We start from the raw sequence: 25,687 nt of genomic DNA, 5'->3' as shown, positions 1-25,687 counted from the left end.
GCCAGATCGCCGAGGCGGATTCGCTTGCCGGCCCGCGCGATCAAGATGGAGACATGCCAATGGCCCAACGCCATGTGACGATCCTCGCTCTTGCCCTGGCGGCGGGGATCGCTCCGATCGCCGTTCAGGCCCAGACCACCCTGACGCCGAGCCAGGCGACGCCGCGCGACAACAGCAGCGCCGGTTCCACGGCGCGCGAGCTGAAGCCGCTGGAGAACCTGCCGACCAGCCAGGCCACGCCGGGCGCGACCCCGCGCGACAACAGCCGCGTCGGTTCCGAGCCGCGCGAGCTGCGCCCGATGGCGAGCCAGCCGAACAGCCAGGCCACGCCGGGCGCGACCCCGCGCGACACGAGCAGCGTCGGCTCCGAGGCCCGCGGCGGCCCCGGCACCGGTCCGTTCCAGCGCCGCCAGCGCCCTGGGGCCCCGGCCAGTGCGGCCCCGGCCAAGGCCGCCCCGGCGGCGCCCGCCGCCACGGGCACGGGCGTCGTGATCGGCGGTCCGGACGCGGCGAAGAGCACCCGCGACATCAACGGCGCCTTCCTGGGCGGCGGCGGTGCCTTCGAGCGGATGCCGGACGGCAGCCTGCGCCAGGTCCAGTGACCCGGCGGGCCTTCGCCTAAGGCGGAGGACCGCCATGCCATCCTGTCCGCACCCCAAGAGGCGGGCCAGGATGGTGGCTCTAACCGAACGGTATCAGGGGGAGGCATCGCGCCTCCCCCTTTTCCTTTCTGAACCCCCTTCCCGCGCTGGTGGTACCGGCAACCCGTCCGGGAGCACGGCTTTCCGGCGCGATGCCGGATGCGAGACGCGGAGCATCCGGCGGGAGCCGCCCCCGTCTCAATCCTCGTCGAGCAGATTGGCGAGCTTGAGAGCCACGCCCTTCGATCCTTCGACCCTGAGCCGGCCGGTGGAAAAGGCGAGCATGGGGTTGAGGCGCCCGGCCATCAGCTTGCCCAGGTCCGCGGCGCTGAGGCGCAGCGCGGTGTCCACCTCGTCCTCGGGCGAGGCCGGACGAATATCGAGCTGACTTCCGGTTGCATCCAGAAGCACGCTCTCATCCAAATCGCTGATATCGATTCGGACCTTGTAGCCAAGCCTGCGCAGAGCCGGTGCTCGCGCAAGCATGGCGCTTATCAGCTCGTCCGTCGAAACCATGGGGGCCTCCCGCGTTGCAGAATCGATTCCTGTTGACCTTAACGTCAACTGCCTCCCTAATAGGTTACAAATCGGAGGGCCGGCTGTGAACGGCCCCCGCAAGGAGAGGAGACAGATGGACATGGAGGGAACAGCCCGCTGCTGTTGCCGGAGCCTCGCCGCAGGGGCCGCCGTTGGCGTCGCCGTCATGGGATGGGGCGCCACACCGGCCCAGGCCTCCGGCTATTTCCTGCGCGACCAGAGCGCGCTGGGACAGGGTAGCTCCTTCGCCGGTAGCACCGCGCGCGCCGACGACCCCTCCATGCAGTTCTTCAATCCCGCCTCGATGGTCCGGCTGCCGGGCTTCCAGGCCAGCCAGGTCCTCACCTATGTGTCCCCGAGCGCCGAGGTGGATTCGAGCAGCGGCCGGCGGGGCGCGGCGCTCGGCGGATCGCCGGTCCTGGGCGGCACGGGCGGCGACGTGGCCCAGAGCGCCCTGGTGCCGGCGGGCTATGCCACGTACCAGTTGTCCCCCGACTGGTGGCTCGGCCTCTCGATGAACTCGCCCTGGGGCCTGATCACCAAGACCGAGGCCGGCGACGTGGCCCGCTACCACGCCATGACCAGCGTGCTGCGCACCTTCGAGGTGACACCCTCGGTGGCCTGGAAGGCGACGCCGGAATTCTCGGTGGGTGCCTCGCTGATCGTGCAGTACATGAGCGCGCGCCTGTCGAACGCGGTGGATTTCGGCTCGGTCGGCGCCGCCGCAGGGCTCGGCCGGCTGGGGCTGACGCCGGGCAGCGCCGACGGGATCGGCTCGGTCAAGGGCGACGACTATTCCGTCGGCTGGCAGATCGGCACGCTGTGGGAGCCGCATCCCGGAACGCGGCTCGGCGCCAGTTTCCGCTCCGCGGTCTTCCAGAAGCTGGACGGTTCCTGGCTGAGCTTCGAAAACGTGCCCTCCGCCCTGGCGAACAGCTTCCGCGCCGCCCGGGGCAGCGCCAAGGTCACCACGCCGGAAAGCGCGACCCTCGGCCTGTGGCAGGATCTCGGCCGTGGCTGGACGCTGCTCTCCGATGTCAGCTGGACCAACTGGTCGCGCTTCCAGGAGCTCCGCATCAAGGCGGATGGCCGCGCGGACACAGTGACGGCGGAGAACTGGCGCGACACGGTCTTCGCCTCGATCGGCACGGAATACCAGCTCAACGAGAAGCTGCGGCTGCGCACCGGCTTCGCCTATGACCAGTCGCCGGTGAAGAGCGCCTACCGCACGCCGCGGGTGCCCGACACGGACCGCTACTGGCTCTCGGTCGGCGCTTCCTACAAGGTCACGGATCGGATGGAGATCTCGGCGGGCTATTCGCACATCTTCGCTCGCGATGGCGTCGTGCACCTCCGCGCCGGCAGCCCCGGCTCGGCCGACTTCCTGCGGGGCGACCTCGACCAGCGCTACAGCAACTCGGTCGATGTCTTCGCGCTGCAGGCGCGAATCAGCCTGTAGCGGCGGGGGCGGACATGCAGGGCGACGGAACGATGGCAGGCGATGCGGAACGGGCCCGGCCGGTGCCGCCGCCCTCCTCCGGCTTTTCCACCCCGCCACCGGACAGGGCGCCCGCCCCCGGCGGCGCGGGCGGAGTGCCGCACCAGGACGCCGTCCATCCCTGGCTCGCCAGCTATCCGCCTGGGGTGGACTGGGGCGCCCTGCCCGTCCCCGCCACCCTGCCGGAGATGCTGCGCCATGCGGTGGCGCGTTTCGGGGAGCGGCCCTGCCTCGATTTCTTCGGCCGTGGCTGGACCTATGCCCAGCTTGGCGCGCAAGTGGACCGCGCCGCCGAGGGCTTCCGCCGCCTGGGCGTGCGGAAGGGCACGCATGTCGGCCTCTGCATGCCGAACTGCCCCTTCTACGTCATCAGCTACTTCGCCGTGCTGAAGGCCGGCGGCGTGGTGGTGAATTTCAACCCGCTGCACATGCCGATGGAACTCTCGGCCCAGGCCCGCGCCTCGGACACGCGGATCATGGTGGTGCTCGACCTGGAGCCGATGCTGGAGCGCGTGCTCGGCCTGCTCCGCCGCCCGGGGCGGGAGGACGGTCCGCTGCGGCACGTGGTGGCCTGCCGCTTCGCCGGGGCGCTGCCGGCGCTCAAGGGCATCGGCTTCCGCCTCGCGCGCCGCGCCAGCATCGGCACCGTGCCGCGCCACGACCCGCAGGTCACGCTCTTCGACACGCTGCTGGAGGCGCCGCCCCTGGGTGACGGCCCCGCCATAACTCCCGGCGACGTGGCGGTGCTGCAATTCACCGGCGGCACCACCGGCCGGCCCAAAGGCGCGGTGCTGACCCATGCCAACCTGACCGCCAACCTGGAGCAGGTGCGGTGCTGGTTCCACGAATGCCGCGAGGGCGAAGAGCGCCTGCTCGCCGTGCTGCCTTTCTTCCATGTCTTCGCCATGACCGTGGCGCTGAATGCCGGCCTCGCCTGGGGTGCCGAGATCGTGCTGCTGCCGCGCTACGACCAGGCTAGCTTCCGCACGGCGCTGCGCCGCAAGCCGCCAACCCTGCTGCCCGGCGTGCCGACGCTGTTCAAGGCGATCCTCGATGCCGGCACGCCGCGCGCGATGCTGTCCTCCGTGCGCTTCTGCATTTCCGGCGGCGCGCCCCTGCCGCTGGAGGTGAAGCATGATTTCGAGGCGGCGAGCGGCTGCGTTCTGGTGGAGGGCTACGGCCTCACCGAGGCCTCGCCGGTCTGCTTCTGCAACCCCCTGGTGGGCGAGAACCGCGCCGGCAGCATCGGCCTGCCCCTGCCGGGCGTGGAGGCGGAGATCCGCGCCCTGGACGACCCGGGCCGCGCCCTGCTGCCGGGCGAGCGCGGCGAGCTCTGCGTGCGCGGGCCCAACGTGATGCAGGGCTATTGGGGGGAACCGGAGGAGACGGCGCGCGTGCTGCTCCCCGACGGTTTCCTGCGCACCGGCGATGTCGGGATCATGGCGCCGGACGGCTATGTGACGCTGGTGGACCGGATCAAGGACATCATCCTGTGCTCCGGCTTCAACGTCTATCCGCGCGCGATCGAGGAAGCGCTCTACACCCATCCCGACGTGGCGGCGGCGACGGTGCTGGGCATGCCCGACCCGTATCGCGGCGAGAGCCCCGCCGCCTTCGTGCAGCCGCGCCCCGGCGCCTCCCTCACGATGGAGGATCTGCATGCCTTCCTGGCGGAGCGCCTTTCGCCCATCGAGCGGCCGCGGCTGATCGAGCTGCGCGAGGAACTGCCGCGCACGGCGGTGGGCAAGCTCTCCAAGACCGAGCTGCGCCAGGAGCTGCGCGAGCGCCATCCGCGCGGAGGGGCCTGACGATGACCCACCCAGCGCGACAGGCTCCGGCATCCATCCGCCACACCGCAGACAGGGGGTTCCAGGCTGCGCCAGCTCTATACGGTCAACCAGCTCGCCGAGGAGCTGGGCATCACGCCGCGCGCGATCCGCTTCTACGAGGCGAAGGGGCTGCTCGCCCCGGAACGCGCCGGCACCACGCGGGTCTTCGACCGGCGCGACCGGGCGCGGCTGATGCTGGTGTTGCGCGGCAAGCGCCTCGGCTTCTCGCTGAACGAGATCCGCGAGTATCTCGACCTCTACGACGCGCGGCACGGCCAGGCGGAACAGATCCGCTGGCTGCTGGACAGCGTGCGCGAACGCATCGTCCGGCTGGAACAACAGCGCACCGACCTGGAACAGACCCTCACCGAGTTGCGCGACATCGAGACCCAGGCGGCGAAGGCCCTTTCCGGCCAGGGCTGACCCTCGGGGCTTCGTGCTTCGGCCCGGGAACCGGGAGGCTCTGCCTCCCGGACCCTTTGCTGAAGAAGGGGCCGCTCAGCGGCACAGCGTGCCGCCGAGACCCCGCCATGAGCGCTCCGCGAGGAGGGGTGATGGCCAGCCGGTCGCCACCTGGCGCAATGGCGGTCGAAGCTCCTCCTCGCGGAGCGCCCACAGGGTTCCAAGGGACCAGCGTCCCTTGGCGGGTGGGGTCCGGGGAGGGCAGAGCCCTCTCCGGAGCGCCGCGCAAGAACACCAAGGACCAGAGGAACGAGCCATGACGGATGTGGTGATCGCGGCCTATCGGCGTTCGCCGTTTCACTTCGCCGGCAAGGGGGACCTGGCCAGGGTCCGGCCCGACGAGCTGGTGGCACAGGTGATGCGGGCGCTGCTGGCGGAATCGAAGGCGGACCCAGCGGCGATCGAGGACGTGGTCATGGGCTGCGCCTTTCCGGAGGGCGAGCAGGGGCTGAACATCGCCCGGCTGGCGAGCTTCCTGGCCGGGCTGCCGCAGGCGGCGGGCGGGGTGACGGTGAACCGCTTCTGCGGCTCCTCGATGCAGGCGGTGCATCAGGCGGCGGGGGCGATCCGCATGGGGGCGGGGGAGGCCTTCCTCTGCGCCGGGGTGGAAAGCATGTCGCGGGTGCCGATCATGGGCTTCAACCCGCTGCCGCATCCCGTGCTCGCGAAGGAGTTCCCGCAAGCCTACATCTCGATGGGCGAGACGGCGGAGAATGTCGCGCGGCGGCACCAGATCCCGCGGCGGGAGCAGGAGGAATTCGCTGCCGAGAGCCAGCGCCGGGCGGCGAAGGCCCAGGCGGAGGGCTATTTCTCCGCCGAGATCGTGCCGATCCGCACCAGGACCGGGACGGTGGAGGCGGATGGCTGCATCCGCCCCGACACCACGGCGGACGGGCTCGCCTCGCTCAAGCCCGCCTTCGACAAGGAAGGCACGGTGACGGCCGGCACCTCCTCGCCGCTCACCGATGGCGCCGCGGCGCTGCTGGTCTGTTCGGAGGAACATGCACGATCGCGCGGCATGGAGCCGCTGGCCCGCATCCGCGGCATCGCCGTGGCGGGCTGCGCGCCTGAGATCATGGGGATGGGGCCGGTCGAGGCCTCGCGCAAGGCACTGGCCCGGGCGGGGATCGGGGTGGGCGACCTTGACGTGGTGGAGCTGAACGAGGCCTTCGCCAGCCAGTCCATCGCCTGCATCCGCGAGCTGGGGCTCGATCCGGCCATGGTGAACATCGATGGCGGCGCCATCGCGCTCGGCCATCCGCTGGGCGCGACGGGGGCGCGCATCGTGGGCAAGGCCGCCTCGCTGCTGCGGCGGCAGAACGGGCGCTATGCGCTCGCCACCCAGTGCATCGGCGGCGGCCAGGGCATCGCCACGGTGCTGGAGGCGGTGGAATGAGCACGATCCAGCGGGTCGGCGTCATCGGCGCCGGGGTGATGGGCGCCGGCATCGCGGCGCAGATGGCCAATGCCGGCTTGCCGGTGGTGCTGCTGGATGTCGTGCCAGGCGGCGCGGCCAAGGCGGTGGCGGCGATGCTCAAGGCCGATCCGGCTCCCTTCATGAGCCGGGCCGCAGCGAAGCTGGTGCAGCCGGGCGAGCTGGAGAGCGACCTGCGCCTGCTCGCCGAATGCGACTGGGTGGTGGAGGCGATCACCGAGCGGCTGGAGGCCAAGCGCGACCTCTATGCCCGCCTCGACGGGGTGCTGAAGCCGGGGGCGGTGCTGTCCTCCAACACCTCCACCATCCCGTTGCAGGCGCTGACCGAGGGCATGCCGGCGGAACGCGCGCGGCACTTCCTGATCACGCATTTCTTCAACCCGCCCCGCTACATGCGGCTGCTGGAGGTGGTGGCCGGGCCGCGGACCGACGCAGGTGTGCTGGCCACCATCCGGGAGAACGCCGACCGGCGCCTCGGCAAGACGGTGGTGATGGCGAAGGACACGCCGGGCTTCATCGCCAACCGCATCGGCACGCTGTGGATGCAGTCGGCGGTGAACCATGCCACGGAGCTGCGCCTCTCGATCGAGGAGGCCGATGCCGTGGCCGGGCGGCCGATGGGCGTGCCGAAGACGGGCGTCTTCGGCCTGCTGGACCTGGTCGGGCTGGACCTGATGCCGCATGTCTCCCGCAGCCTGCTCGCCAGCCTGCCGGAAGGCGATGCCTACCGCGCCCTGCACCGCGAGCATCCGGTGGTGACGAAGCTGATCGAGAGCGGCCGCACCGGGCGCAAGAGCAAGCTGGGCGGCTTCTACACGCGTGGCCAGGATGCCGGCGGGAAAAGCCTCAAGCGCGCCATCGACCTCTGGACGGGCGAGGACCGCGACAGCGAGAAGCCGGCGCTGGAAAGCCTGGAGGCCGGGGCCAGGGACCTGCGCCGGCTGGTGGCGCATCCCGACCGCGGCGGCCGCTTCGCCCGGGCGCTGCTGCTGGACACGCTCTCCTATGCCGCCTCGCTGGTGGGGGAGATCGCGGATGACGTGGATGCCGTCGATACGGCGATGCGGCTCGGCTACAACTGGAAATACGGGCCCTTCGAGCTGATCGACCGGCTCGGCCCCGGCTGGCTGGCCCAGGCACTGCGCGAGGAAGGGCGTCCGGTGCCCGCGCTGCTGGAGCGGGCCGGGGAGCGCAGCTTCTACCGCACCGAGGGCGGCGTGCTGCAGTTCCTGGGAGTGGACGGCGAATACCATCCCGTGCCGCGGGCCGAGGGCGTGCTGCTGCTGGCCGACATCAAGCGCCGCTCGAAGCCGCTGCTGCGCAACGGTTCAGCCAGCCTCTGGGACATCGGCGAGGGCGCCGCCTGCCTGGAATTCCACACCAAGATGAACGCGCTGGACCCGGAGGTCATGGCGCTGATCGGCAAGGCCATCGCGCTGGGGAAGAAGGGTGCCTTCCGCGCGCTGGTGATCCACAACGAGGGCTCGCATTTCTCCGCCGGGGCCAATCTCGGCCTCGCCCTCTTCGCCGCGAACATCGCCGCCTGGGGGGAGATCGAATCCCTGGTGGAGCAGGGGCAGAAGACCTATCGCGCGCTGCGCGACGCCCCCTTCCCCGTGGTCGGCGCGCCTTCCGGCATGGCGCTCGGCGGCGGCTGCGAGATCCTGCTCCACTGCGACGCGGTGCAGGCGCATGCGGAGAGCTATATCGGCCTCGTCGAGGTCGGCGTCGGGCTGATCCCCGGCTGGGGGGGCTGCGCCACCCTGCTGCGCCGCTGGCAGTCGGCGCCCGGCCTGCCGCACGGACCGATGCCACCGCTGGCCAAGACCTTCGAGATGATCTCCACCGCACAGGTGGCGAAATCCGCCTTCGAGGCGAAGGAACTCCAGCTCCTCCGCGCCACGGACGGCATCACCATGAACCGCGACCGCCTGCTGGCCGATGCCAGGGAACGGGCGCTGGCCATGGTGGAGGGCTACGAGCCGCAGCAGCCCGCGCCGCTGCGCCTTGCCGGGCCGTCCGGCCGTGCCGCGCTCGACCTCGCCGTGGGCAGCGCCGTGAAGCTCGGCAAGGCGACGCCGCATGACGAGGTGGTCTGCGCGTATCTCGCCGACACGCTCACCGGCGGCGAGGCGGCGGACTATACCGAGGAGGTGCCGGAGGAGCGCGTGCTGTCCCTCGAACGGAAGCACTTCATGGCCCTGCTGCGCCATCCCGCCAGCCTTGCCCGCGTCGAGCACATGCTCGAGACGGGCAGGCCGTTGCGGAACTGATGCCCTGGTCCTGGCCTGAACAGAGAGAGGAACGGACATGCCGAGCTACAAGGCACCGCTGCGGGACATGCGCTTCCTGCTCGGCGAGATCGTGGCGATGGACCGGCTGCGGGCGCTGCCGGGCTGCGAGGAGATGCAGCCGGACCTGATCGATCCGGTGATGGAGGAGGCAGCGAAGCTCTGCGAGGAGGTGCTGTTCCCGATCAACCGCCCGGGCGACGAGGAAGGCTGCCATTACGAGAATGGCGTGGTGCGCACGCCGAAAGGCTTCCGCGAGGCCTATGACGCCTTCCGCGAGGGCGGCTGGACGGCGATGGCCTGCGACCCGGCCTATGGCGGCCAGGGGATTCCGCGCACGATCTCGCTGCTGTTCGAGGAGATGATCTGCTCCGCGAACCTCGCCTTCAGCCTCTATCCCGGCCTGTCGCACGGCGCCTACACGGCGCTGCACACGCATGGCTCGCCGGAGATGAAGGACCTCTACCTGCCGAAGCTGGTCTCCGGCGAGTGGAGCGGCACGATGTGCCTGACGGAGCCGCATTGCGGCACCGATCTCGGCCTGATCCGCACCAGGGCCGTGCCGGCGGGGGACGGGAGCTACCGGGTCAACGGCACGAAGATCTTCATTTCCGCGGGCGAGCACGACCTGACCGGGAACATCGTGCATTTCGTGCTGGCCAAGCTGCCGGACGCACCGCCGGGGGTGAAGGGCATCAGCATGTTCCTGGTGCCGAAGTTCCTGCCGGACGAGGATGGCCGGGTGGGGCAGCGCAACGGCGTGTCCTGTGCCTCCATCGAGCACAAGATGGGCATCAAGGCCTCGGCCACCTGCGTAATGAACTTCGACGGGGCGAAGGGCTGGCTGGTGGGCGCTCCGCACAAGGGCCTGCGGACCATGTTCACCATGATGAACGAGGAGCGGCTTTCCGTCGGCGTCCAGGGACTGGGCATCGCCGAGGTCAGCTACCAGAACGCCGTGGCCTATGCGCGCGAACGCCTCCAGGGACGGGCGCTGGGCGGCACGAAGTATCCGGACAAGCCGGCCGACCCGATCCTGGTGCATCCGGATGTGCGGCGCATGCTGCTGACCATGCGCGCCTATACCGAGGGCTGCCGCGCGCTGGGCGTCGCCGTGGCGTTCCAGCACGACATCGCCACCCGCCATCCGGAGCCCGAGGAGCGCTTGGCCGCCGAGGACCATGTCGCGCTGATGACGCCGATCGTGAAGGCGCTCTTCACCGATCTCGGCACGCTATGCGCCAACCACGGCATGCAGGTGATGGGCGGGCACGGCTATATCCGCGAATGGGGCATGGAGCAGTATGTCCGCGACGCCCGCATCGCGCAGATCTACGAGGGCACCAACGGCATCCAGGCGCTCGACCTCGCCGGGCGGAAGATGCCGGCCCATGCCGGGCGCTATCTCCGCCGCTTCTTCCACCCCGTGCTCGCCTTCATCGAGCAGTACGGGGAGGACGAGCGCATGGGCGAGTTCATCCTGCCGCTGTCCAAGGCTTTCGGCCGGTTGCAGCAATGCACAGCGGAGCTGGCGCGGCGCGGGCTGTCCGACCCCACCGAGATCGGTGCCGGGGCGACGGACTACCTGCGCCTCTTCGGCCTCACCGCCCTGGCGCACCAATGGGCGCTGATGGCCGAGGCCGCGCTGCGGGGCGATGGCGGGGAGACGCCGGAATTCTATGCCGCCAAGCTGGCCACGGCGCGCTTCTTCATGCAGCGCCTGTTGCCGGAAACCGGCGCGCTGGCCTCGGCCATCCTGGCGGGCGGGGGTTCGATGATGGCGTTCGACGACGCGGCGTTCTGAAGGGGCCGTCTTTCCCGGCCCCGGATGGGGGGCTGGTGGATGCCGCCAGCCCTTCGTAACATCCGCGGCGGTTGGCGTGGCACGAAGCCTGCACCGGCGATGCCACGCCGCCGGCCTGTCCAGGTCCGGGTGGATCTGCACGAGCTCCGCCATCCCGGCCAGGGTGGCGCGACGGAGAAGGCGCGCCGCCCCGCGCCCCGAGATGGAGAACAGCATGACCAGCCTCTTCCTCGCCCAGGCCCGGATCGTCGACGGCACCGCCCCGGAGCCTTCGGCCCCGCAGGGCGTGGTGATCGAGAACGGCCTGATCCGCGAGGTCTCGCCCCAGGCACGGGCGCCGCAGGGTGCCAGCACCATCGACCTGTCGGGCAAGGTGCTGATGCCAGGGCTGATCGACTGCCACGTCCATATCAACGCCATCGACGCCAGCCTCGCCAAGTGTGCGACGCTGCCGGATTCGCTGGTGATGGCGCGCTCCATCCGCCTGCTGCGCGAGATGCTGATGCGCGGCTTCACCACCGTGCGCGATGTCGGCGGTGCCGATCACGGACAGGTCGTGGCGGTGGAGGAAGGGCTCTTCCCCGCGCCGCGCCTCGTCATCTCCGGCAAGGCGCTGTCGCAGAGCGGCGGGCATTGCGACTTCCGCGGCCCCTTCGACAACAGCGCGCCGCGCTTCAACACGCGCCTCGGCGCGCTGGGCCGGCTCTGCGACGGCGTGCCGGAGGTGCGGCGCGCGGCGCGTGAGGAGATCAAGTCCGGCGCCCGCTTCGTGAAGATCATGGCCAATGGCGGCGTCGCCTCGCCCACCGACCCGATTCATTTCCTGGGCTTCTCGCGCGAGGAAATCACTGCCGCCGTCGAGGAGGCGCGCAATGCCGGCACCTATGTCTCGGCACATCTCTACACGGACGAGGGCATCCGCCGCGCCGTGGAATGCGGCGTCCATTCGCTGGAGCATTGCAACCTGATCACCGAGGCCACGGCGCGCTTCGCGGCGGAGCAGGGTGCCTTCGCCGTGCCGACGCTGGTGACCTATGACAAGCTATCCTCCGAGGGCGAGGAACTCGGCATCGGCGCGGAGGCCGTGGCGAAGGTGGACGATGTGCGGCTGGCGGGGATGGAATCCCTTGCCCGCATGCAGGCGGCCGGGCTGCCGATGGCCTATGGCAGCGACCTGCTCGGCGCCATGCACCGCCACCAGTCGGAAGAATTCGTGATCCGTGGCCGGGTCCTGCCGCCGCAGATGGTGATCGCCGCCGCCACCCATGTCGCCGCGAAGCTCTGCCGCATGGAAGGCCGGATCGGCACCGTCGCCGCCGGCGCCCATGCCGACCTGATCGTGGTGGACGGCAATCCGCTGGAGGACCTGTCGCTGCTGACCTTCCAGGGCCGGCACATGCCGATGATCCTGAAGGGCGGCGTCTTCATGAAGGGCGGCTAGCGTCGCGGGCGGGATGCCGGTGGGCCGTCTCGCGGCCCACCGGGGGAGGCATGGCGCTCAGGCCAATTTCCGCTTCACGAAGCGGCCCGCCTGCATGATCGCCGGGATGCGGTTGCCCTGGCCTTCGAGCAGGCTCCAGTCCTCCAGCGGATTGCCTTCCACCACGATCAGGTCGGCATCCGCCCCCGGCTCGATGATGCCGGCGCGGCCTTCCAGCCCGCAGACCTTTGCCGCGACGGTGGTGGCGGAACGCAGCACCTCGATCCCGGGCAGGACGCGGGCGCGGAGCGCGAACTCGCCCGACTGGTAGCCGTGCATCTCCCCCAGCAGGTCGCTGCCATAGGCCATCTCCAGCCCGGCCTCCCGCATGATGGCGAGGGATTCGAGGCCGCCGCGCCGGACGGTCTCGATCTTCGCCACGCTGTCGGGGCCCAGGCCCCATCGCGCGCCCTCGGTGGCCAGGATCTCGTAGGTGATCAGCGTCGGCACGGCATAGCAGCCGCGCTCCACCGCCAGCCGCGCGGTCTCGGGGCGGATCAGGTTGCAGTGTTCCAGCGAACGCACGCCGCATTCCACGGCGCGGCGGATCGCCTCGTCCGTGTAGAGATGCGCCGAGACATAGGTGCCGGAATTCTCCGCCTCCTCCACCGCCGCCTTCAGCTCGTCGCGCGAGAATTGCAGCATGTGGATCGGGTCGGTGGGCGAGGCGACGCCGCCATTGGCCATCACCTTGATGAAGTCGGCGCCCTCGCGCAGCTCCTCGCGCGCCGCGCGGCGCACCGCATCGACGCCGTCCACCAGCCGCCCCATCGTGCCGACTCGGCGCTCCGGTGGCGCGCGGTTGTCGGAGCGGGCGCGGCCGTCGCTGTGGCCACCGGTCTGCGACAGCGCCTTGCCGCAGATGATCAGGCGGGGGCCGTCGAAAAGCCCCAGCGCCTGCGCATCGGCCAGGCCCCGGTCGGCACCCGCGAGGTCGCGCACCGTGGTGAAGCCGCGCATCAGCATGCCCCGCATCACCTCCGCCGCACGGAAGGCGGCGAGGGAGGAGGGTTGCAGCGCATTGGCGGCGAGGTTGGCCATGGCCGCCACCACATGCACATGCGCGTCGATCAGCCCCGGCATCAGCACGCGGCCGCCGAGCGGGATGCGCGTCGCCGCCTCGCTCCGGATGGGCCGGTCGGAGACCTCGCGGATCACCTTGTCCTCGACCAGCACCTCGACGCCGCCGCGCGGCTTGCCGTCGCGGGGATCGAGGACCCAGCCGCCAGTGAACAGGAACAGGCTCATCGCGCGGTCTCCACGCCGAAGGGATCGTCCACCGAATGGCAGGGCCGGGTGAACCAGCGCGCCCCGCTTTCGGTCATATAGGCGATGTCCTCCAGCCGGACGCCGAACTCGCCGTAGATGCATATCGTGGGCTCGATGGAGAAACACATGCCCACCGCCAGCGGCGTGCGGTTGCCGCGCACCATGAAGGAAGCCTCGTGCACGTCGAGCCCGATGCCGTGGCCCGTGCGGTGCGGCAGGCCGGGGGTTTTGTAGCCGGGGCCGAAGCCCGCCGCCTCGATCACGCCGCGCGCCCCGGCATCCACCGCCTCGCAGGGCGCGCCGAGCTTCGCGGCGACGAAGCCGGCGAGCTGGGCGCGCTGCTCCAGCTCCCAGATCTCGCGCTGGCGCGGCGTCGGCTCGCCGAAGACATAGGTGCGGGTGATGTCGGAACGGTAGCCATGCAGGGTGCAGCCGGTATCGACCAGGACCATGTCGCCGTCCCGGAGCACCTGCTCATAGGGCACGCCATGCGGATAGGCCGTGGCCTCGCCGAACTGCACGGCGCCGCCCGCCGGCACGCCGCCCAGCTTGCGGTGCGCCGCGTCGAGGAAGGCCTTCACCTCCGCCGTGCCCACCCCCGCGGAAAGGGCCCGTGCCGTGGCCTTCTGGACCTTCAGCGTGATGTCGTTGGCCGCCTGCATGATGGCGATCTCGGCCGGGGACTTCACCTGGCGGCAGGCCTCGGTGATCGTGGCCGCGCTGGTGAAGCCGAAGCTGTTCCCCGCGCGGCGCAGCCCGTCCACGGTGAAGAAGGGCGTCGCCGGATCGATGGCGATGGTGCCGCCCTCATGCCCCATGCCGCGCACCGTCTCGATCACCAGCGCGGTCGGGTCCTCGTGTTCCTCCCAGACGCGCACGTCGTCGCCGAAGCGCATGTATTCCCGCGTCTTTGGTTCCTCGAAGGCCGGGCTGAGATAGGCGATCGCGCCCTCGGCCGGGATGATGGCGCCGTGCAGCCGCTCGGTGAGCCTGAGGCCGATGCCGGTGAAATAGGCGAGGTTCGTGGAGGTATCGAGGTAGAGCGCGCCGATCCCCTGCTCGCGCATCAGCGCCTGGGCCTTCGCCACCCGGGCCTTCAGCTCCTCCGTCGAGATCGGCGCGACCCGTTCCGCCACCGGCGTCAGGCGCGCCAGTTCCGCCTCGAAGCTCGATCCGCCAACACCCGCGACCATCCCGGACCCCTCATCCTCAACCTTGCGCGCAGGACGCTAGGAGAAACCATCCGGGCACGCCAGCGCCGCGCGCGCATCGGCGGAGCGGGCCGGACATATGCTGCACCGCATGGCACGGCGATTGCTTTTGCGGGGTTTTCCACCGAGGTTGCGACAATGGCTCCGGCGTTGCGTCCTCCCGGCGGATGCGGATAGGGATTCCGGGAGCACAGGAATGAGGCGCGTGATGACGATGACCTGCCTTGCACGGATGCAGGGACGATATCCTTGAGCCAGGCTGTTCCTGCATCGGGCGCGGGGCAGGTCCTGCAAAGGTGGCTGGTGGCCGCGCTGACGGCGGCCGGCCTCGCGCTGATCTTCGTGCCGCTCGTCCTCACCCTGTACCTGAGCGTCTTCGACGAGACGCTGATCACCTTCCCGCCGCGCGGCTACACGCTGCACTGGTACGCGCGGATCATCCCGGAATTCGGCGGTCCGTTGCAGACCAGCCTGGTGGTGGCGCTGGCTGCCGTGGCGGTCAGCCTGCTGATCGGCGTGCCGGCGGGAATCGGCCTGTCGCGCTACAGCTTCCGTGGCCGCTCGCTGGTTTCCACCCTGTTGCTCGCGCCGCTGACCATGCCGGGCATCGCCATCGGCCTCGGCATCTATGTGCTGGCCATCCTGTTCGAGGAACGGACGCAGCTCGCGGTCAGCGGCTCGGTCTGGCTGATGATCGCCGCCCATGTGCTGATCGCCCTGCCCTGGGTGGTGCGGCTCTGCCTCGCCTCGCTCGCCAACCACGACCGCTCGGCGGAGGAGGCGGCGGCCAGCCTGGGCGCGCGGCCCTTCCTGGTGGTCTGGCGCGTCACCCTGCCCGCCATGCGCAGCGGCATCGTGGCCGGCGCGCTCTTCGCCTTCATCGTGTCCTTCGAGAACCTGGAGATGACGCTGTTCCTGATCGCGCCCGGCATGACCACCCTGCCCATCTCCGTGCTGCAATACCTGCAATACCGGCTCGATCCGCTGGTGGCCGCCGTGGCGGTGGCGCAGGTGGTGCTGGTGGGCGTCGCGCTCGCCGTGCTCGACCGCCATGTGCGCCTGTCGCGGGTGGTCGCATGAGCCGCCTGACCCTCGACCGGCTGAGCAAGCATTACGGTCCCACCGTGGCGGTGGACGAGGTCAGCCTCGACATCCCGCAGGGGGAGATGGTGGTGCTGCTCGGCCCCTCCGGCTGCGGCAAGACCACGACGCTGCGCATGGTGGCGGGCTTCATCCAGGCCAGCGGCGGCGATGTGCGGCTGGACGGGCAGAGCATCCTGGCCCTGCCGCCGCACCGGCGGGAGATGGGCATCGTCTTCCAGAGTTACGCGCTCTTCCCGCACTTGACCGTGGCGCGCAACATCGCCTTCGGGCTGGAGATGCGCGGCGTGCCGGCGGCGGAACGCAAGGCGCGGGTGGAGCAGATGCTCGGCCTCGCCCGCCTGGAGGCGCTGGCCGACCGCCTGCCGCGCCAGCTTTCCGGCGGGCAGCAGCAGCGCGTGGCGCTGGCCCGGGCGCTGGCCATCCAGCCGCGCGTGCTGCTGCTGGACGAACCGCTCTCCAACCTCGACGCCGCGCTGCGCGGCGATGTCGGGCGCGACATCCGCCTGCTGCAGCGGGAATCCAACCTGACCACCATCATGGTCACGCATGATCAGGACGAGGCCATGGCGATGGCCGACCGGCTGGTGGTGATGAAGGACGGAAAGGTGCAGCAGACGGGCACGCAGGAGGATCTCTACGAGCGCCCGGCCACCCCCTTCGTCGCCGGCTTCATCGGCCGCAGCAACATGCTGGAGGGGCGGCTCGACGCCTCCGGCGCGGTGATGGAGGCGGAGGGCACGGCGCTGCGCCTCGCCGGCCGCTATGCCGGGTCCGGTGCCTGCACCCTGGCGCTGCGGCCGGAGCGCCTGTCGATCCGCGAGGACGGAGAGGGCGGTGCGGGCGAGGTGCGGGGCGTGGTGGAACTGGCGAACTATCTCGGCCCGGTGCGGGAGCACCTGGTCCGCCTCGGCACCGGGGCACGGGTCCTGGTGCGCGACCCCACCAGCCAGCCCGGCCGCCTTCATGCGGCGGGGACGGCCGTGACCCTGGGCTGGGATCACGCAGCCGAGCGACTCTTCGATGCCAAGGGGGCGCCGCTGCCCTCGCAACGTCCCGAAACTGCCGAAACAAGGTGGAACGCGAATGCCTGACATCCTGAATCCCGCTCTCTCTCCCGGCCGCCGCCTCGTGCTAGCCGGTGCCGCCGGCGCGCTGAGCCTGCCCTTCATCCGCTCCGCCCGCGCGGCGGAGCAGATGGTGGTCGGCACCTGGGGCGGCGACTACGCCAACCTGCTGCGCGCCAATGTGGAGGAGCCCCTGCTGGCACCCAAGGGCATCACCGTGGTGCAGGACCTCGGCGACGAGGACCCGCGCGTCGCCAAGCTCTACGCGCAGCGGCGCCTGCCGCGCGGCGCGGTGGACGTGGCCTGCACCCAGGCCAACCGTGGCTATGAGGTCTCGGCCGCCGGCCTCGTCGAGCCGATCGACGAGACGAAGGTGCCCAACCTCGTCCATGTGTTGCCGAACCTGCGCGACCCCGCCTTCGTGGCGCATATCTACAGCCCGCAGGTGCTGATCTATAACCCCGAGAAGGTCAGCAACCCGCCCACCAGCTTCCAGGACCTGCTGGACCCGAAGTACAAGGGCCGCGTCGGGCTGGGGAACGGCAACTATTTCTACGTGATGATGGCGGCGGCGCTGGCCGCCACGGGCGACCCGAACAAGGTCGATACCGACGCCGCCCGCGACATGATGAGCAAGCTGAACGCCAACGGGCTGCGCCTTTATCCCTCAACCGATTCCATCGGCGCCGGCATCAAGTCGGGCGAGATCGATGTCGGCATCATCTGGCTGGCGCGCGTGATCATGTGGCAGAACGCGGGGATCCCGGTGAAGGCCTCCTTCCCCAAGGAAGGCAACATCCTCTACGTCGCCGGCATGCTGGTCCCGAAGAACGCGCCGAACAAGGAGACGGCCTACAAGTACCTGAACGCGATGCTGGAGCCCTCCGCCCAGGCGGAGTTCGCGGCGAAGATGGGCTACCTGCCGACGGTGGACAACTGCCCGCTGACCGGCAAGGTGGGCGAGCAGCTCGCCCTGCCCGCCGACGTGAAGATGCTGCCACCCGACTACAGCGTGCTGGGCAAGCTGCAGAGCGCGACCTCGGAGTGGTGGAAGAAGAACATCGCCGGGAGCTGAGGCGGACATGGCCGACACCGCGACCGCCGCGGCACTGGCGCACCCGGCACCCCACCGGGAAAGGGGGCAGGCCGCGCCGGCCTCCCTCTTCCTGGCGCCGGCCACGCTGCTGGTGCTGGTGATGCTGCTGCTGCCGCTGCTCCTGCTGTTGCGCTTCAGCCTCAACCGCTACGACCCGACCGAGCTGATGATCGAGATGGTCACGGCGGAGAACTACGTCCGCTTCGTTTCGGACCCCTTCTATCTCGCCGTGCTGCGCACCACGCTGCTGGTCGCCGTCGCCTCCACCCTGCTCTGCCTGATCTTCGGCATGCCCATCGCCTACCGGCTGGCGCGCTCGCAGAGCCGGTGGAAGGGGCTGTTCATGCTGGCCCTGGTGCTGCCGCTCTTCGTGGGCAGCACGGTGCGGATGGTAGGCTGGATGATCCTCTTCGCCCATGGCGGGATCATCGACAACGCCTGGCGCGCCCTGACGGGGGAGGGGCTGGAGCTGATGTACACCTCCACCGCCGTGGTCCTGGGCATCGTCTCGATCAACCTGCCCTTCGTGGTGCTGACGATCCAGAGTGCCGTGGAAACCATCGACCCTCGCATCGAGGAGGCGGCGCAGAGCCTGGGCGCGGCGCCCGACCGGCGCTTCTGGCGCGTGGTCTGGCCGCTGGCCCTGCCCGGCACGGCGACGGCCTGCATCCTCTGCTTCATCCTGGCGATGAACGCCTATGCCACGCCCTTCCTGCTGGGCGGCCCGCGCTTCCAGATGATGGCGCCGATCCTGTACTGGGAGTTCAGCACCAACAACAACTGGCCCTTCGCCTCGGCGCTCGCGCTGATCCTGATGGCCACGACGCTGCTGCTCACCACCTTCGGCAGCCTGCTGATCCCCCGGCGCTACCGGATCTGAACGGAAGGCGGGGGCGGCCCCGCCTTCCACCCCCCGAGGAACCGAGAACAGGAGGACACCGCATGCGCGGCATGGTCGTGGCACCGCAGCCCGAGGCGGTGGAGGCGGGGGTGGAGATCCTGCGCCAGGGCGGCAACGCGGTGGATGCCGCCATCGCCTGCGCCTTCAGCCAGGGCGTGGTGGACCCGCAGATGTGCGGCATCGGCGGCTTCGGCGCCATGCAGGTCTGCATGCCGAAGCGCGGCGAGCACAGCGTGCTGGAATTCTTCGCCCGCGCGCCGCTCGCCGCCACGTCGGGCATGTGGGCGGACCGCTTCGTGGGCCAGTCGCGCGACGGCTTCGTCTTCCTGCTTTCCGACCAGATCAACGATATCGGCCCCGGCGCCATCGGCACGCCGGGCAACGTGGCCGGCTACACCACCGCCCTGGCGCGCTTCGGCACCATGCCGCTGAAGACGGTGATGGCGCCCGCCATCGCCCAGGCGAGGCGCGGCGTGATGATCCGCCCCTATGTCCACTACTACTGGACCATCGACCATGGCAGCGACGGCCAAGTGAACATGGAGGACAAGCTCCGCCTCACCGAAACGGGGCGCCGTGTCTATTTCCGCGACGACGGGCGGCTGCGGCGGCCGGGCGAGATCCTCGACAATCCCGACATGGCGCGCAGCCTGGAACGGATCGCCGAGGGCGGTGCCGAGGTCTTCTACCGCGGCGACATGGCCCATGCGATGGCGGCCGACATGCAGGAGCGTGGCGGCCTGCTCGGCATGCAGGACTTCACGAGCTATCGGGTGCGGGAGAAGCCGGTGATCTGGGGCGATTACCGTGGCCTGCGGGTCGCCTCCAACCCGCCGCCCTCCGGCGGGGCCTCGCTGATCGAGCTGCTGCAGATCCTGGACCATTTCGATCTGGCCGCGCTGGAGCATGGCGGCCCGGAGCATCTGCGCCTGCTGGCCGAGGCGATGAAATGGATGACCATCGACAAGGACGCCCATATGGGCGACCCGGATTTCGTCGATGTGCCGCTGGAGATGCTGCTGTCCCGCGACCATGCTGCGATGCTGGCGGACCGCATCCGCTCCGGCGCCCGTGCGCATGTGCCGCGCGCGGAGAAGGCCGCCGACCCGCCCGATACCACGGTGGCCTGCGTCATCGACGGCGAGGGCAATGCCGTCGCCCTGACGCACACGCTGGGCAATCCCTCCGGCGTCATCACCGAGGGGCTGGGCTTCATGTACAACGGCTGCATGAGCGGCTTCGACCCGCGCCCCGGCCGCGCCGCCTCCATCGCCCCGGGCAAGAGCCGGGCCAGCGCCATGGCGCCGACCATGCTCTTCCGCGACGGACGGCCGGAGATGGTGATCGCCGCGCCGGGAGGCACCTTCATCGTGCCCGCCATCGCCCAGGCGATCATGAACGTGGTGGATTTCGGCATGGGCATGGCCGAGGCGGTGGCGGCGCCGCGCATCGTGGCGCTGAGCGATACGATCGATGTCAGCAACCGCATTCCCCACGGCATCCAGGCGGCGCTGGAAGCCGAGGGTTATCCCGTGGCACGTTCCTATCAGAGCTACGCCTTCGGGGCGCCGCACGGGCTGCTGATCCGCGATGGCGCGTGCAGTGGTGGCGCCGATCCGCAGCGGGATGGCATGGCGATGTCTGCCTGATTGGGGTCTGTTGTTGCGCCGTCCCGGGGGGAAGGCTTCGCCTTTCCCCCGGACCCCCTATCCACCAGGACGCTGCGCGCCCTGGACCCCATTCGTTGGCTCTGGCTGACGTCGGATCGCACCGGAGAGCATCGCTCTCCGGCGAGCTGCCGGTGCCACCAGCGTGGACGAGGCTTTTTCTTCTGTTCGGGTAGCCCCGCCGATCCACCTGCCCCCAGGGACCGGATGTCAGGCTGACGGCTGCCACCGGAACCAACGAAAGCCCGGGGTGTGGGAGGCCGGGGGCAAGGCAGCGCCTTGCCCCCGGGGCAGCCACGGAAGGCGACGATCGGAAAAACCGGCCATTCCGTGTAGTGGTATTTCCGGGAAATACATCCTCGGATAGGGACCCGCTCAGGGCCCGGAGACGCAAAACGGCAAATATCGGGCCAAGCTGCGCATGATCGGCGTGGATTTCGCTGGTTTTCCAGGCCGGTGGCGGTTCCGCCTTTCCGGACTGCTGGAAACCTTCCGAAAGTGAAAAATCATCCCGGAAAACTTCTTTCCGAAATTTCCGGAAAGGGTTATTGCGGCCGGCGCGGAATTCCACATCTATTGGGGCGATTTATTCCCCTTCCCTCGTTTTGATCAGAAGACAAATGACCAACAAATCCCCGATCAATCTCGACAATCTTTCGGTCCCGGAACTGACCGCCCTGATCGGCAGCGCCGAGGAAAAGCGTCGCGAGAAACTGGCGGATGCGAAGCGCGACCTTCTGGCGGAAATGGAGGAGAAGGCGGCGGCCCTGGGCCTGTCGCTTGAAGGCCTCGTCCAGTCCGAGGCACCGGCCCGCGGCAGCCGCAAGGTCCGCCGCGCCACCGCCGGCGCGGCGGCCGCCAAGTATCGCGGCCCCAATGGGGAGGAATGGTCCGGCCGCGGCCGTCCGCCCGCCTGGATCGTGATGGCGGAGGCCGATGGCAAGAACCGGGAAAGCTTCCGGATCTGAACCCGTCGCGGGGCCGGGCGCGAAGCCCGGTCCCCGAAGGCGGCGCCTCAGCCGTGGTTGTTGTAACGGCGATAAACGATCTTCGTCGGCGGGCCGACCAGGTACTTCCCGACACCGTCCCGCAGGGCCCGCGCATAGACCGGCAGGGCTCCCTCGAAAGCCTCGATCGTGCGGTCGATGGCGTTGTCGTCATGGGCGTAGCTGATCACCAGCGAGGGGCCGATGACGCCGCGCCGGATCAGCTCCTGCATCAGCAGGGCGCGGAAATGCTGGGAGGCCTTGCCCTCCGCGTCCCGCGTGCCGAAAACGAGGTTGCTGCCCCGCCCCTCGATCGGCACATGCTCCGCTAGGCCCAGCGCCGCCGTCCGCTCGCGCAGCGCGGTTGCCAGGCGGTCGCCCTGGCGCTGCATGGTCTCCACCACGGGTTCCTCGCGATACACGCGCATCGTGGCGATGGCGGCGGCCAGGGAATGCGTTTCCCCGCCATGGGTGGTGGAAAGCAGGAAGACCCGCTCCCCCTCGTGCTGCAGCCCCCCCAATTCCATGTAGCGGCGCTTTCCGGCCAGGGCGGAAATGGCGAAGCCATTGGCCAGTGCCTTGCCAAACGTGCTGAGATCCGGCTCCAGCCCGTAATATTCCTGGCCGCCCCCGTTCGCGAGGCGGAAGCCGTTGATCATCTCGTCCAGGATGAAAAGCGTGCCGTTTTCCTGGCACAGCGCCTGGACAGCCTGCAGGTAGCCCGGCGGCGCGTCGGCGTATTTGCAGCTTTCCATCAGCACGCCCGCGATCCGGCCGGGATGGGCCACGAAGAGTTCGCGCAGGGCGTCGATATCCCCGTAGGGAAAGCGCAGGCTCAGGCTGACATTCACCGGCGGAATGCCCGCATCCATCGCCGTGGTGCCGATGAACCAGTCGTCATAGGAAAAGAAGGGATGGTCGGCGCAGAAGGCGATCATGTCGCGCTTCGTGGCGGCGCGCGCGATCTTCACCGCGGCGGAAACGGCGGTGCTGCCATCCTTGGTGAACTTTACCATCTCCGCGGCGGGCACCATGGACAGGAAAGCCTCGGCGCATTCCACCTCCAGCCGGTGCGGGCGGCAAAAATTGGTGCCGAGGGAAAGCGCCTCCCGCACCGCGGCCAGCACGGCGGGATGCCCATGCCCCAGCCCGACGGCGCGCAGTCCGGGGCTGTATTCGATGTACTCGTTGCCGTCCGCGTCCCAGACATGGCATCCCTCGCCACGCTCGATGAAGCCGGGGGCCAGTTCGGGAAACTGATCGTCGCCCTTGGCGTAAGTATGGGCCCCGCCGGGAATCGCCGCATGGGCCTTGGCCTGCAACCGTCTGGATTCGGGATAGGGCATTCTTCCGCTAAGCTCCGCCGATCGGTTTGGGATTGCCGCCGCGCCCGCCATGGTGGAAACGCCCCGGCCATGGCGTTTTCCGCTGGCCAGCCTCTGCGGCCGACCCATGCTGCACCGCCATGCTCCGTCTCATTTATTAGCGGTGAGGAAGTTTGACGATAAGAAGTATATTGTGAATTGTCCGATAAGGATTTCACGTTAGGGTTGTTCATGGACGATTTTTGGACAACCATCGACAGCGCCGACGATCTGCGTCTCGGCGAGGTCATGCCCGCCTGGTTCGCCGGGCGAATGATGGCGGATGACTGGCTTTTCGGCCTGCTGCTGACCACGGGCCACACCATGATCATCCGCAACATCGACGCCATCCATGTGTCGCGCACGGGACATGTCCTGCTCGACGTGAACATGGCCACGGCGTCGGATGCGCCGCGGCTTTCCGGCCCGCTCCTCACCTCCCCGACGGAACGTGGCCGCGCGACCGTCGCGCTGGCCCAGGTGGCCGTGGCCTTCGAGCTCAAGGACGTGCCGGAGGACTGAGCGCGGAGGCCTCCGCAGCCCCCGGCCCGGGCGGGAGCACCGGCTTCCGCTTGCCGCCCCCTCCCCTGAACCGCCCTTGGCGCTACCCGCCTCCGCCCGGGGATGGTAGCCGGGGAGGGTCAGCAGGAAGGGGGTGACCATGGGTCGTCGTCAGATGAAGGGCGCCAACCGCCGGACCACGAAGCCCCGGGCGAAGTCCGCGGAGAATCCGGTCCTGGAGCAGGGACGGACCGGCGGCGAGGCCGAGACGGAGATCGCGCGGCTGCGGCAGGAATTGCGGGAGGCCCGCGCCACCCTGGAACGGCTGGCACTGGCGCGTGAACCCGAGGCGGCCCGGGCCGCCCTGTCCAGGCGTCTGGCGGAGCTGGAGGAAGCCCGGCAGGTCGCCCGCGGCCATGCCGTGGAAGCCGCCCTGGCGCGTTCCCGGGCCGAGGCCGACCTCCAGGCGCTGCGCAACGCCATCTCCCGCGCCCCGGGCCTGTCCGGCTGGCTTCTGCGCCGCGCCCGGCGGCGGCTGGAGGAAAAGCCGTCGCGCCAGGGTTGATGCGGGCGGCTTCCTGAGATCGACGCCGTCCGGAGGACCGGGCGACACCGCGGTTCCGGTGTCGCCCTGCCCGCCGGGGCAAGGCAACGGTCTGCCCCGCTGTGCGGCGAATAGGCCCTTTCCCGCTGGATTACGACGGCGCGCCGGACCAGCCCTTCACCAAGATGTTGCGTTTCCAAGCCGCGGCCGATGGGAAAACCTGTGGGCACCGATATGTCACGGCGGGTTTCCAGCGGGCCATCCCGGCCCGGCCCAACCGGGTCTGAACGAAGCCCGGAGCCCCGCCGGCCGCAGGATGGAACTGCATGCCGCAACCCGTTTCCCCCTCACGTGCCGCGCTGATACCGCTGGTCGCCATCGCGGCGGTCGTGGGCGGCAGCGCCGCCGCCTTCGCCTATACCGCCGGCTGGCTCTCCCCCGGGCGCGTGACGCCCGCGAAGGTGGTGGACGCCCTGGCACCTCCCGGGGGGCCCGCCCTCGGGCACCGGCGCAACCATGCCAAGGGCATCTGCTTCACCGGCCGCTTCGAATCGAACGGGTCCGGCGCGGCGCTGTCGAAGGCCTCGGTCTTCGCCCAGGGCAATTCCGCCGTGCTCGGCCGCTTCAACCTCGCCACGCCGGACCCGAAGGCGGCGGATGCGACGGCGCGGGTGCGTGGCCTGGGGCTGCAGATCACGGCGCCGGATGGCCAGGTCTGGCGCAGCGCCCTGATCGACGCGCCCTTCTTTCCCGTGGCGACGCCGCAGGCCTTCTATGACCTGCTGCAGGCACAGGCGAGCCAGGACCCGCAGGCCATGCCGGGCTTCGTCGCCGCGCATCCGGAGCTGGCGAATTTCGGCGCCTGGGCGAAAAGCGCGCCCTGGACCGCCAGCTATGCCGAGGAAGCCTATAACAGCCTGAATGCCTTCACCTTCACCGATGCTTCGGGCACGGCGCGCGCGGTGCGCTGGTCGCTGCGGCCGGAGGCGCAGCCGGTGCTGGTGGAACCCGGGGAGCTCGCCGGGCGCGGCCCGGATTTCCTGGAGCAGGAGATCCGCCAGCGCGTGACCCAGGGTCCGGTGCGCTGGAGCATGGTGGTGACCGTCGCCGATCCGGGCGACCCCATCGCCGACCCCAGCAAGGCCTGGCCGGCGGACCGCCGGAGCGTCACGGCCGGCATGCTGGTGGTGCAGCGGATCGAGGAGGAGGCGGACGGCCCCTGCCGCGACATCAACTTCGACCCGACCATCCTGCCGGCCGGGATCTCCACCTCCGAGGACCCGTTCCCCGCCGCGCGTTCCGCCGCCTATGCCGTGTCCTATGACCGGCGCACCGCGGAGGCCAAGGCCTATCCCCGCCAGACGGCGGGAGCCCGCCCATGAGCGCGTCCCTCCGCCCGGCTTCCGCCGTCCCCGCCGCCGTCCGGCCGGCGCCCCGGACCTTCTCGCCGCTGCAGCGCCTGCTGCACTGGGTGATGGCGGTCTGCATCCTGGCGATGCTCTTCATCGGCATCGGCATGGTCTCCACCATCGCGCCGCGCTACCTGACCCTCGTCTCGATCCACAAGCCGCTCGGCATCGCCATCCTGGTGCTGGCGCTGCTGCGCCTGTTCATACGCTGGCGCCTGGGCTCGCCGCCCCTGCCCGCCGACCTGCCGGAGCCGATGAAGCTGGCAGCCCATCTGTCGCATGTGGCGCTCTATGCGCTGATGATCGCCATGCCGCTGATCGGCTGGGGCATGCTGTCGGCCGCCAGCTATCCGGTGGTGCTGTTCGGGGGCGTGACGCTGCCGCTGATCCTGCCGCCGAGCGACAGCCTGCACACGCTGCTGCGGAGCGCCCATACTTGGCTGGCGCTCGCCTTCTTCGCATTGATCCTGATGCATCTGGCGGCGGCGCTGTTCCATGCGCTGGTGCGCCGCGACGGTGTCTTCGAGGCCATGGCCCCGGTGCCGGCGGGCCGGGAGGTCCGTCCGGCGGAATAGGGCGCGCATTCCGGGGCGG

The 25,687-nt window shown here is 69.9% G+C and carries 22 protein-coding genes; 18 read left to right on the top strand and 4 right to left on the bottom strand.

The annotated features are described in order from the left end of the window. The first annotated feature begins 59 nt into the window (after positions 1-59). On the top strand, positions 60-602 hold the full coding sequence (locus tag RGI145_RS00990) for a hypothetical protein (RefSeq protein ID WP_075796867.1): 543 nt from the start codon (positions 60-62) through the stop codon (positions 600-602). A 237-nt stretch (positions 603-839) separates the two neighbouring features. Here RGI145_RS00990 and RGI145_RS00985 read toward each other — a convergent pair whose 3' ends face one another. Beyond that, complete coding sequence (locus tag RGI145_RS00985) at positions 840-1,157, bottom strand: SCP2 sterol-binding domain-containing protein (protein WP_075796866.1); 318 nt, start codon at positions 1,155-1,157, stop codon at positions 840-842. A 121-nt stretch (positions 1,158-1,278) separates the two neighbouring features. On the opposite strand from RGI145_RS00985, the gene RGI145_RS00980 reads away from it, so the two are divergent. The 7 genes from RGI145_RS00980 (at position 1,279) to RGI145_RS00950 (ending at position 11,938) form a co-directional block, all read left to right on the top strand. Continuing rightward, positions 1,279-2,637, top strand: a complete 1,359-nt coding sequence (locus RGI145_RS00980) for an OmpP1/FadL family transporter (protein ID WP_167668213.1) — start codon at positions 1,279-1,281, stop codon at positions 2,635-2,637. A gap of 14 nt (positions 2,638-2,651) precedes the next feature. Beyond that, entirely contained in the window at positions 2,652-4,484 is a 1,833-nt protein-coding gene (locus RGI145_RS00975; RefSeq protein WP_075796864.1) for a long-chain-fatty-acid--CoA ligase, read from the top strand. 66 nt (positions 4,485-4,550) lie between these two features. Continuing rightward, positions 4,551-4,928: a MerR family transcriptional regulator gene (locus RGI145_RS00970; protein WP_075796863.1), complete on the top strand. Its 378-nt coding sequence runs from the start codon at positions 4,551-4,553 to the stop codon at positions 4,926-4,928. 295 nt (positions 4,929-5,223) lie between these two features. Then, positions 5,224-6,363, top strand: coding sequence for a thiolase family protein (locus RGI145_RS00965; protein WP_075796862.1), 1,140 nt, complete (start codon positions 5,224-5,226; stop codon positions 6,361-6,363). Beyond that, entirely contained in the window at positions 6,360-8,675 is a 2,316-nt protein-coding gene (locus RGI145_RS00960; RefSeq protein ID WP_075796861.1) for a 3-hydroxyacyl-CoA dehydrogenase/enoyl-CoA hydratase family protein, read from the top strand. Before RGI145_RS00965 ends, RGI145_RS00960 begins: the two co-directional genes overlap by 4 nt. Positions 8,676-8,712: 37 nt before the next feature. Beyond that, on the top strand, positions 8,713-10,497 hold the full coding sequence (locus RGI145_RS00955) for an acyl-CoA dehydrogenase C-terminal domain-containing protein (protein WP_075796860.1): 1,785 nt from the start codon (positions 8,713-8,715) through the stop codon (positions 10,495-10,497). 214 nt (positions 10,498-10,711) lie between these two features. Next, on the top strand, positions 10,712-11,938 hold the full coding sequence (locus RGI145_RS00950) for a metal-dependent hydrolase family protein (RefSeq protein ID WP_075799722.1): 1,227 nt from the start codon (positions 10,712-10,714) through the stop codon (positions 11,936-11,938). A gap of 57 nt (positions 11,939-11,995) precedes the next feature. Here the strand turns inward: RGI145_RS00950 and RGI145_RS00945 are convergent, their stop codons facing one another. Together RGI145_RS00945 and RGI145_RS00940 are read right to left on the bottom strand one after the other, a co-directional pair. Beyond that, positions 11,996-13,225: a metal-dependent hydrolase family protein gene (locus tag RGI145_RS00945; RefSeq protein ID WP_075796859.1), complete on the bottom strand. Its 1,230-nt coding sequence runs from the start codon at positions 13,223-13,225 to the stop codon at positions 11,996-11,998. Next, on the bottom strand, positions 13,222-14,439 hold the full coding sequence (locus RGI145_RS00940) for a M24 family metallopeptidase (RefSeq protein ID WP_075796858.1): 1,218 nt from the start codon (positions 14,437-14,439) through the stop codon (positions 13,222-13,224). Before RGI145_RS00940 ends, RGI145_RS00945 begins: the two co-directional genes overlap by 4 nt. 267 nt (positions 14,440-14,706) lie before the next feature. On the opposite strand from RGI145_RS00940, the gene RGI145_RS00935 reads away from it, so the two are divergent. The 6 genes from RGI145_RS00935 (at position 14,707) to RGI145_RS00910 (ending at position 21,257) form a co-directional block, all read left to right on the top strand. Next, the gene (locus RGI145_RS00935) at positions 14,707-15,537 is read left to right on the top strand and encodes an ABC transporter permease (RefSeq protein ID WP_167668212.1); all 831 of its coding nucleotides are present in this window, start codon (positions 14,707-14,709) and stop codon (positions 15,535-15,537) included. Beyond that, positions 15,534-16,652 (top strand): ABC transporter ATP-binding protein, encoded by a 1,119-nt coding sequence (locus RGI145_RS00930; RefSeq protein ID WP_075796857.1) that lies wholly within the window; start codon positions 15,534-15,536, stop codon positions 16,650-16,652. Before RGI145_RS00935 ends, RGI145_RS00930 begins: the two co-directional genes overlap by 4 nt. Further along, positions 16,645-17,700: an ABC transporter substrate-binding protein gene (locus tag RGI145_RS00925; RefSeq protein ID WP_075796856.1), complete on the top strand. Its 1,056-nt coding sequence runs from the start codon at positions 16,645-16,647 to the stop codon at positions 17,698-17,700. The genes RGI145_RS00930 and RGI145_RS00925 overlap by 8 nt, the downstream gene beginning before the upstream one ends. Positions 17,701-17,707: 7 nt before the next feature. Continuing rightward, the gene (locus tag RGI145_RS00920) at positions 17,708-18,601 is read left to right on the top strand and encodes an ABC transporter permease (protein WP_083670242.1); all 894 of its coding nucleotides are present in this window, start codon (positions 17,708-17,710) and stop codon (positions 18,599-18,601) included. A gap of 62 nt (positions 18,602-18,663) precedes the next feature. After that, positions 18,664-20,271, top strand: a complete 1,608-nt coding sequence (gene ggt, locus RGI145_RS00915) for a gamma-glutamyltransferase (RefSeq protein WP_075796855.1) — start codon at positions 18,664-18,666, stop codon at positions 20,269-20,271. A gap of 638 nt (positions 20,272-20,909) precedes the next feature. Further along, positions 20,910-21,257: an H-NS histone family protein gene (locus tag RGI145_RS00910; protein ID WP_083670240.1), complete on the top strand. Its 348-nt coding sequence runs from the start codon at positions 20,910-20,912 to the stop codon at positions 21,255-21,257. Positions 21,258-21,304: 47 nt separating this feature from the next. Here the strand turns inward: RGI145_RS00910 and RGI145_RS00905 are convergent, their stop codons facing one another. Continuing rightward, positions 21,305-22,621, bottom strand: coding sequence for a glutamate-1-semialdehyde 2,1-aminomutase (locus tag RGI145_RS00905; RefSeq protein ID WP_075796854.1), 1,317 nt, complete (start codon positions 22,619-22,621; stop codon positions 21,305-21,307). 210 nt (positions 22,622-22,831) lie between these two features. Between RGI145_RS00905 and RGI145_RS00900 the strand changes: the two genes are divergently transcribed. The 4 genes from RGI145_RS00900 (at position 22,832) to RGI145_RS00885 (ending at position 25,668) form a co-directional block, all read left to right on the top strand. Next, positions 22,832-23,161, top strand: coding sequence for a hypothetical protein (locus RGI145_RS00900; protein ID WP_126281909.1), 330 nt, complete (start codon positions 22,832-22,834; stop codon positions 23,159-23,161). 139 nt (positions 23,162-23,300) lie between these two features. Further along, positions 23,301-23,705 carry a hypothetical protein gene (locus RGI145_RS00895; protein ID WP_156878393.1) on the top strand — a complete coding sequence of 135 codons (405 nt, stop codon included), beginning with the start codon at positions 23,301-23,303 and terminating at the stop codon, positions 23,703-23,705. 305 nt (positions 23,706-24,010) lie between these two features. Next, a complete protein-coding gene (locus tag RGI145_RS00890) occupies positions 24,011-25,066 on the top strand; it encodes a catalase family peroxidase (RefSeq protein ID WP_075796852.1) in 1,056 nt (351 codons plus the stop codon). Beyond that, a complete protein-coding gene (locus RGI145_RS00885; RefSeq protein ID WP_075796851.1) occupies positions 25,063-25,668 on the top strand; it encodes a cytochrome b in 606 nt (201 codons plus the stop codon). The genes RGI145_RS00890 and RGI145_RS00885 overlap by 4 nt, the downstream gene beginning before the upstream one ends. The last annotated feature ends 19 nt before the right edge of the window (positions 25,669-25,687 follow it).

Source organism: Roseomonas gilardii, assembly GCF_001941945.1.
Classification (GTDB): Bacteria; Pseudomonadota; Alphaproteobacteria; order Acetobacterales; family Acetobacteraceae; genus Roseomonas.
This window is presented reverse-complemented; position numbering and strand designations above follow the sequence as displayed.

Coding starts and splice junctions, on each gene's coding strand:
- RGI145_RS00990 (WP_075796867.1), top strand. CDS start 60: ATGGCCCAACGCCATGTGACGATCCTCGCTCTTGCCCTGGCGGCGGGG.
- RGI145_RS00985 (WP_075796866.1), bottom strand. CDS start 1,157: ATGGTTTCGACGGACGAGCTGATAAGCGCCATGCTTGCGCGAGCACCG.
- RGI145_RS00980 (WP_167668213.1), top strand. CDS start 1,279: ATGGAGGGAACAGCCCGCTGCTGTTGCCGGAGCCTCGCCGCAGGGGCC.
- RGI145_RS00975 (WP_075796864.1), top strand. CDS start 2,652: ATGCAGGGCGACGGAACGATGGCAGGCGATGCGGAACGGGCCCGGCCG.
- RGI145_RS00965 (WP_075796862.1), top strand. CDS start 5,224: ATGACGGATGTGGTGATCGCGGCCTATCGGCGTTCGCCGTTTCACTTC.
- RGI145_RS00960 (WP_075796861.1), top strand. CDS start 6,360: ATGAGCACGATCCAGCGGGTCGGCGTCATCGGCGCCGGGGTGATGGGC.
- RGI145_RS00955 (WP_075796860.1), top strand. CDS start 8,713: ATGCCGAGCTACAAGGCACCGCTGCGGGACATGCGCTTCCTGCTCGGC.
- RGI145_RS00950 (WP_075799722.1), top strand. CDS start 10,712: ATGACCAGCCTCTTCCTCGCCCAGGCCCGGATCGTCGACGGCACCGCC.
- RGI145_RS00945 (WP_075796859.1), bottom strand. CDS start 13,225: ATGAGCCTGTTCCTGTTCACTGGCGGCTGGGTCCTCGATCCCCGCGAC.
- RGI145_RS00940 (WP_075796858.1), bottom strand. CDS start 14,439: ATGGTCGCGGGTGTTGGCGGATCGAGCTTCGAGGCGGAACTGGCGCGC.
- RGI145_RS00930 (WP_075796857.1), top strand. CDS start 15,534: ATGAGCCGCCTGACCCTCGACCGGCTGAGCAAGCATTACGGTCCCACC.
- RGI145_RS00925 (WP_075796856.1), top strand. CDS start 16,645: ATGCCTGACATCCTGAATCCCGCTCTCTCTCCCGGCCGCCGCCTCGTG.
- RGI145_RS00920 (WP_083670242.1), top strand. CDS start 17,708: ATGGCCGACACCGCGACCGCCGCGGCACTGGCGCACCCGGCACCCCAC.
- ggt (WP_075796855.1), top strand. CDS start 18,664: ATGCGCGGCATGGTCGTGGCACCGCAGCCCGAGGCGGTGGAGGCGGGG.
- RGI145_RS00910 (WP_083670240.1), top strand. CDS start 20,910: ATGACCAACAAATCCCCGATCAATCTCGACAATCTTTCGGTCCCGGAA.
- RGI145_RS00905 (WP_075796854.1), bottom strand. CDS start 22,621: ATGCCCTATCCCGAATCCAGACGGTTGCAGGCCAAGGCCCATGCGGCG.
- RGI145_RS00900 (WP_126281909.1), top strand. CDS start 22,832: ATGGACGATTTTTGGACAACCATCGACAGCGCCGACGATCTGCGTCTC.
- RGI145_RS00895 (WP_156878393.1), top strand. CDS start 23,301: ATGGGTCGTCGTCAGATGAAGGGCGCCAACCGCCGGACCACGAAGCCC.
- RGI145_RS00890 (WP_075796852.1), top strand. CDS start 24,011: ATGCCGCAACCCGTTTCCCCCTCACGTGCCGCGCTGATACCGCTGGTC.
- RGI145_RS00885 (WP_075796851.1), top strand. CDS start 25,063: ATGAGCGCGTCCCTCCGCCCGGCTTCCGCCGTCCCCGCCGCCGTCCGG.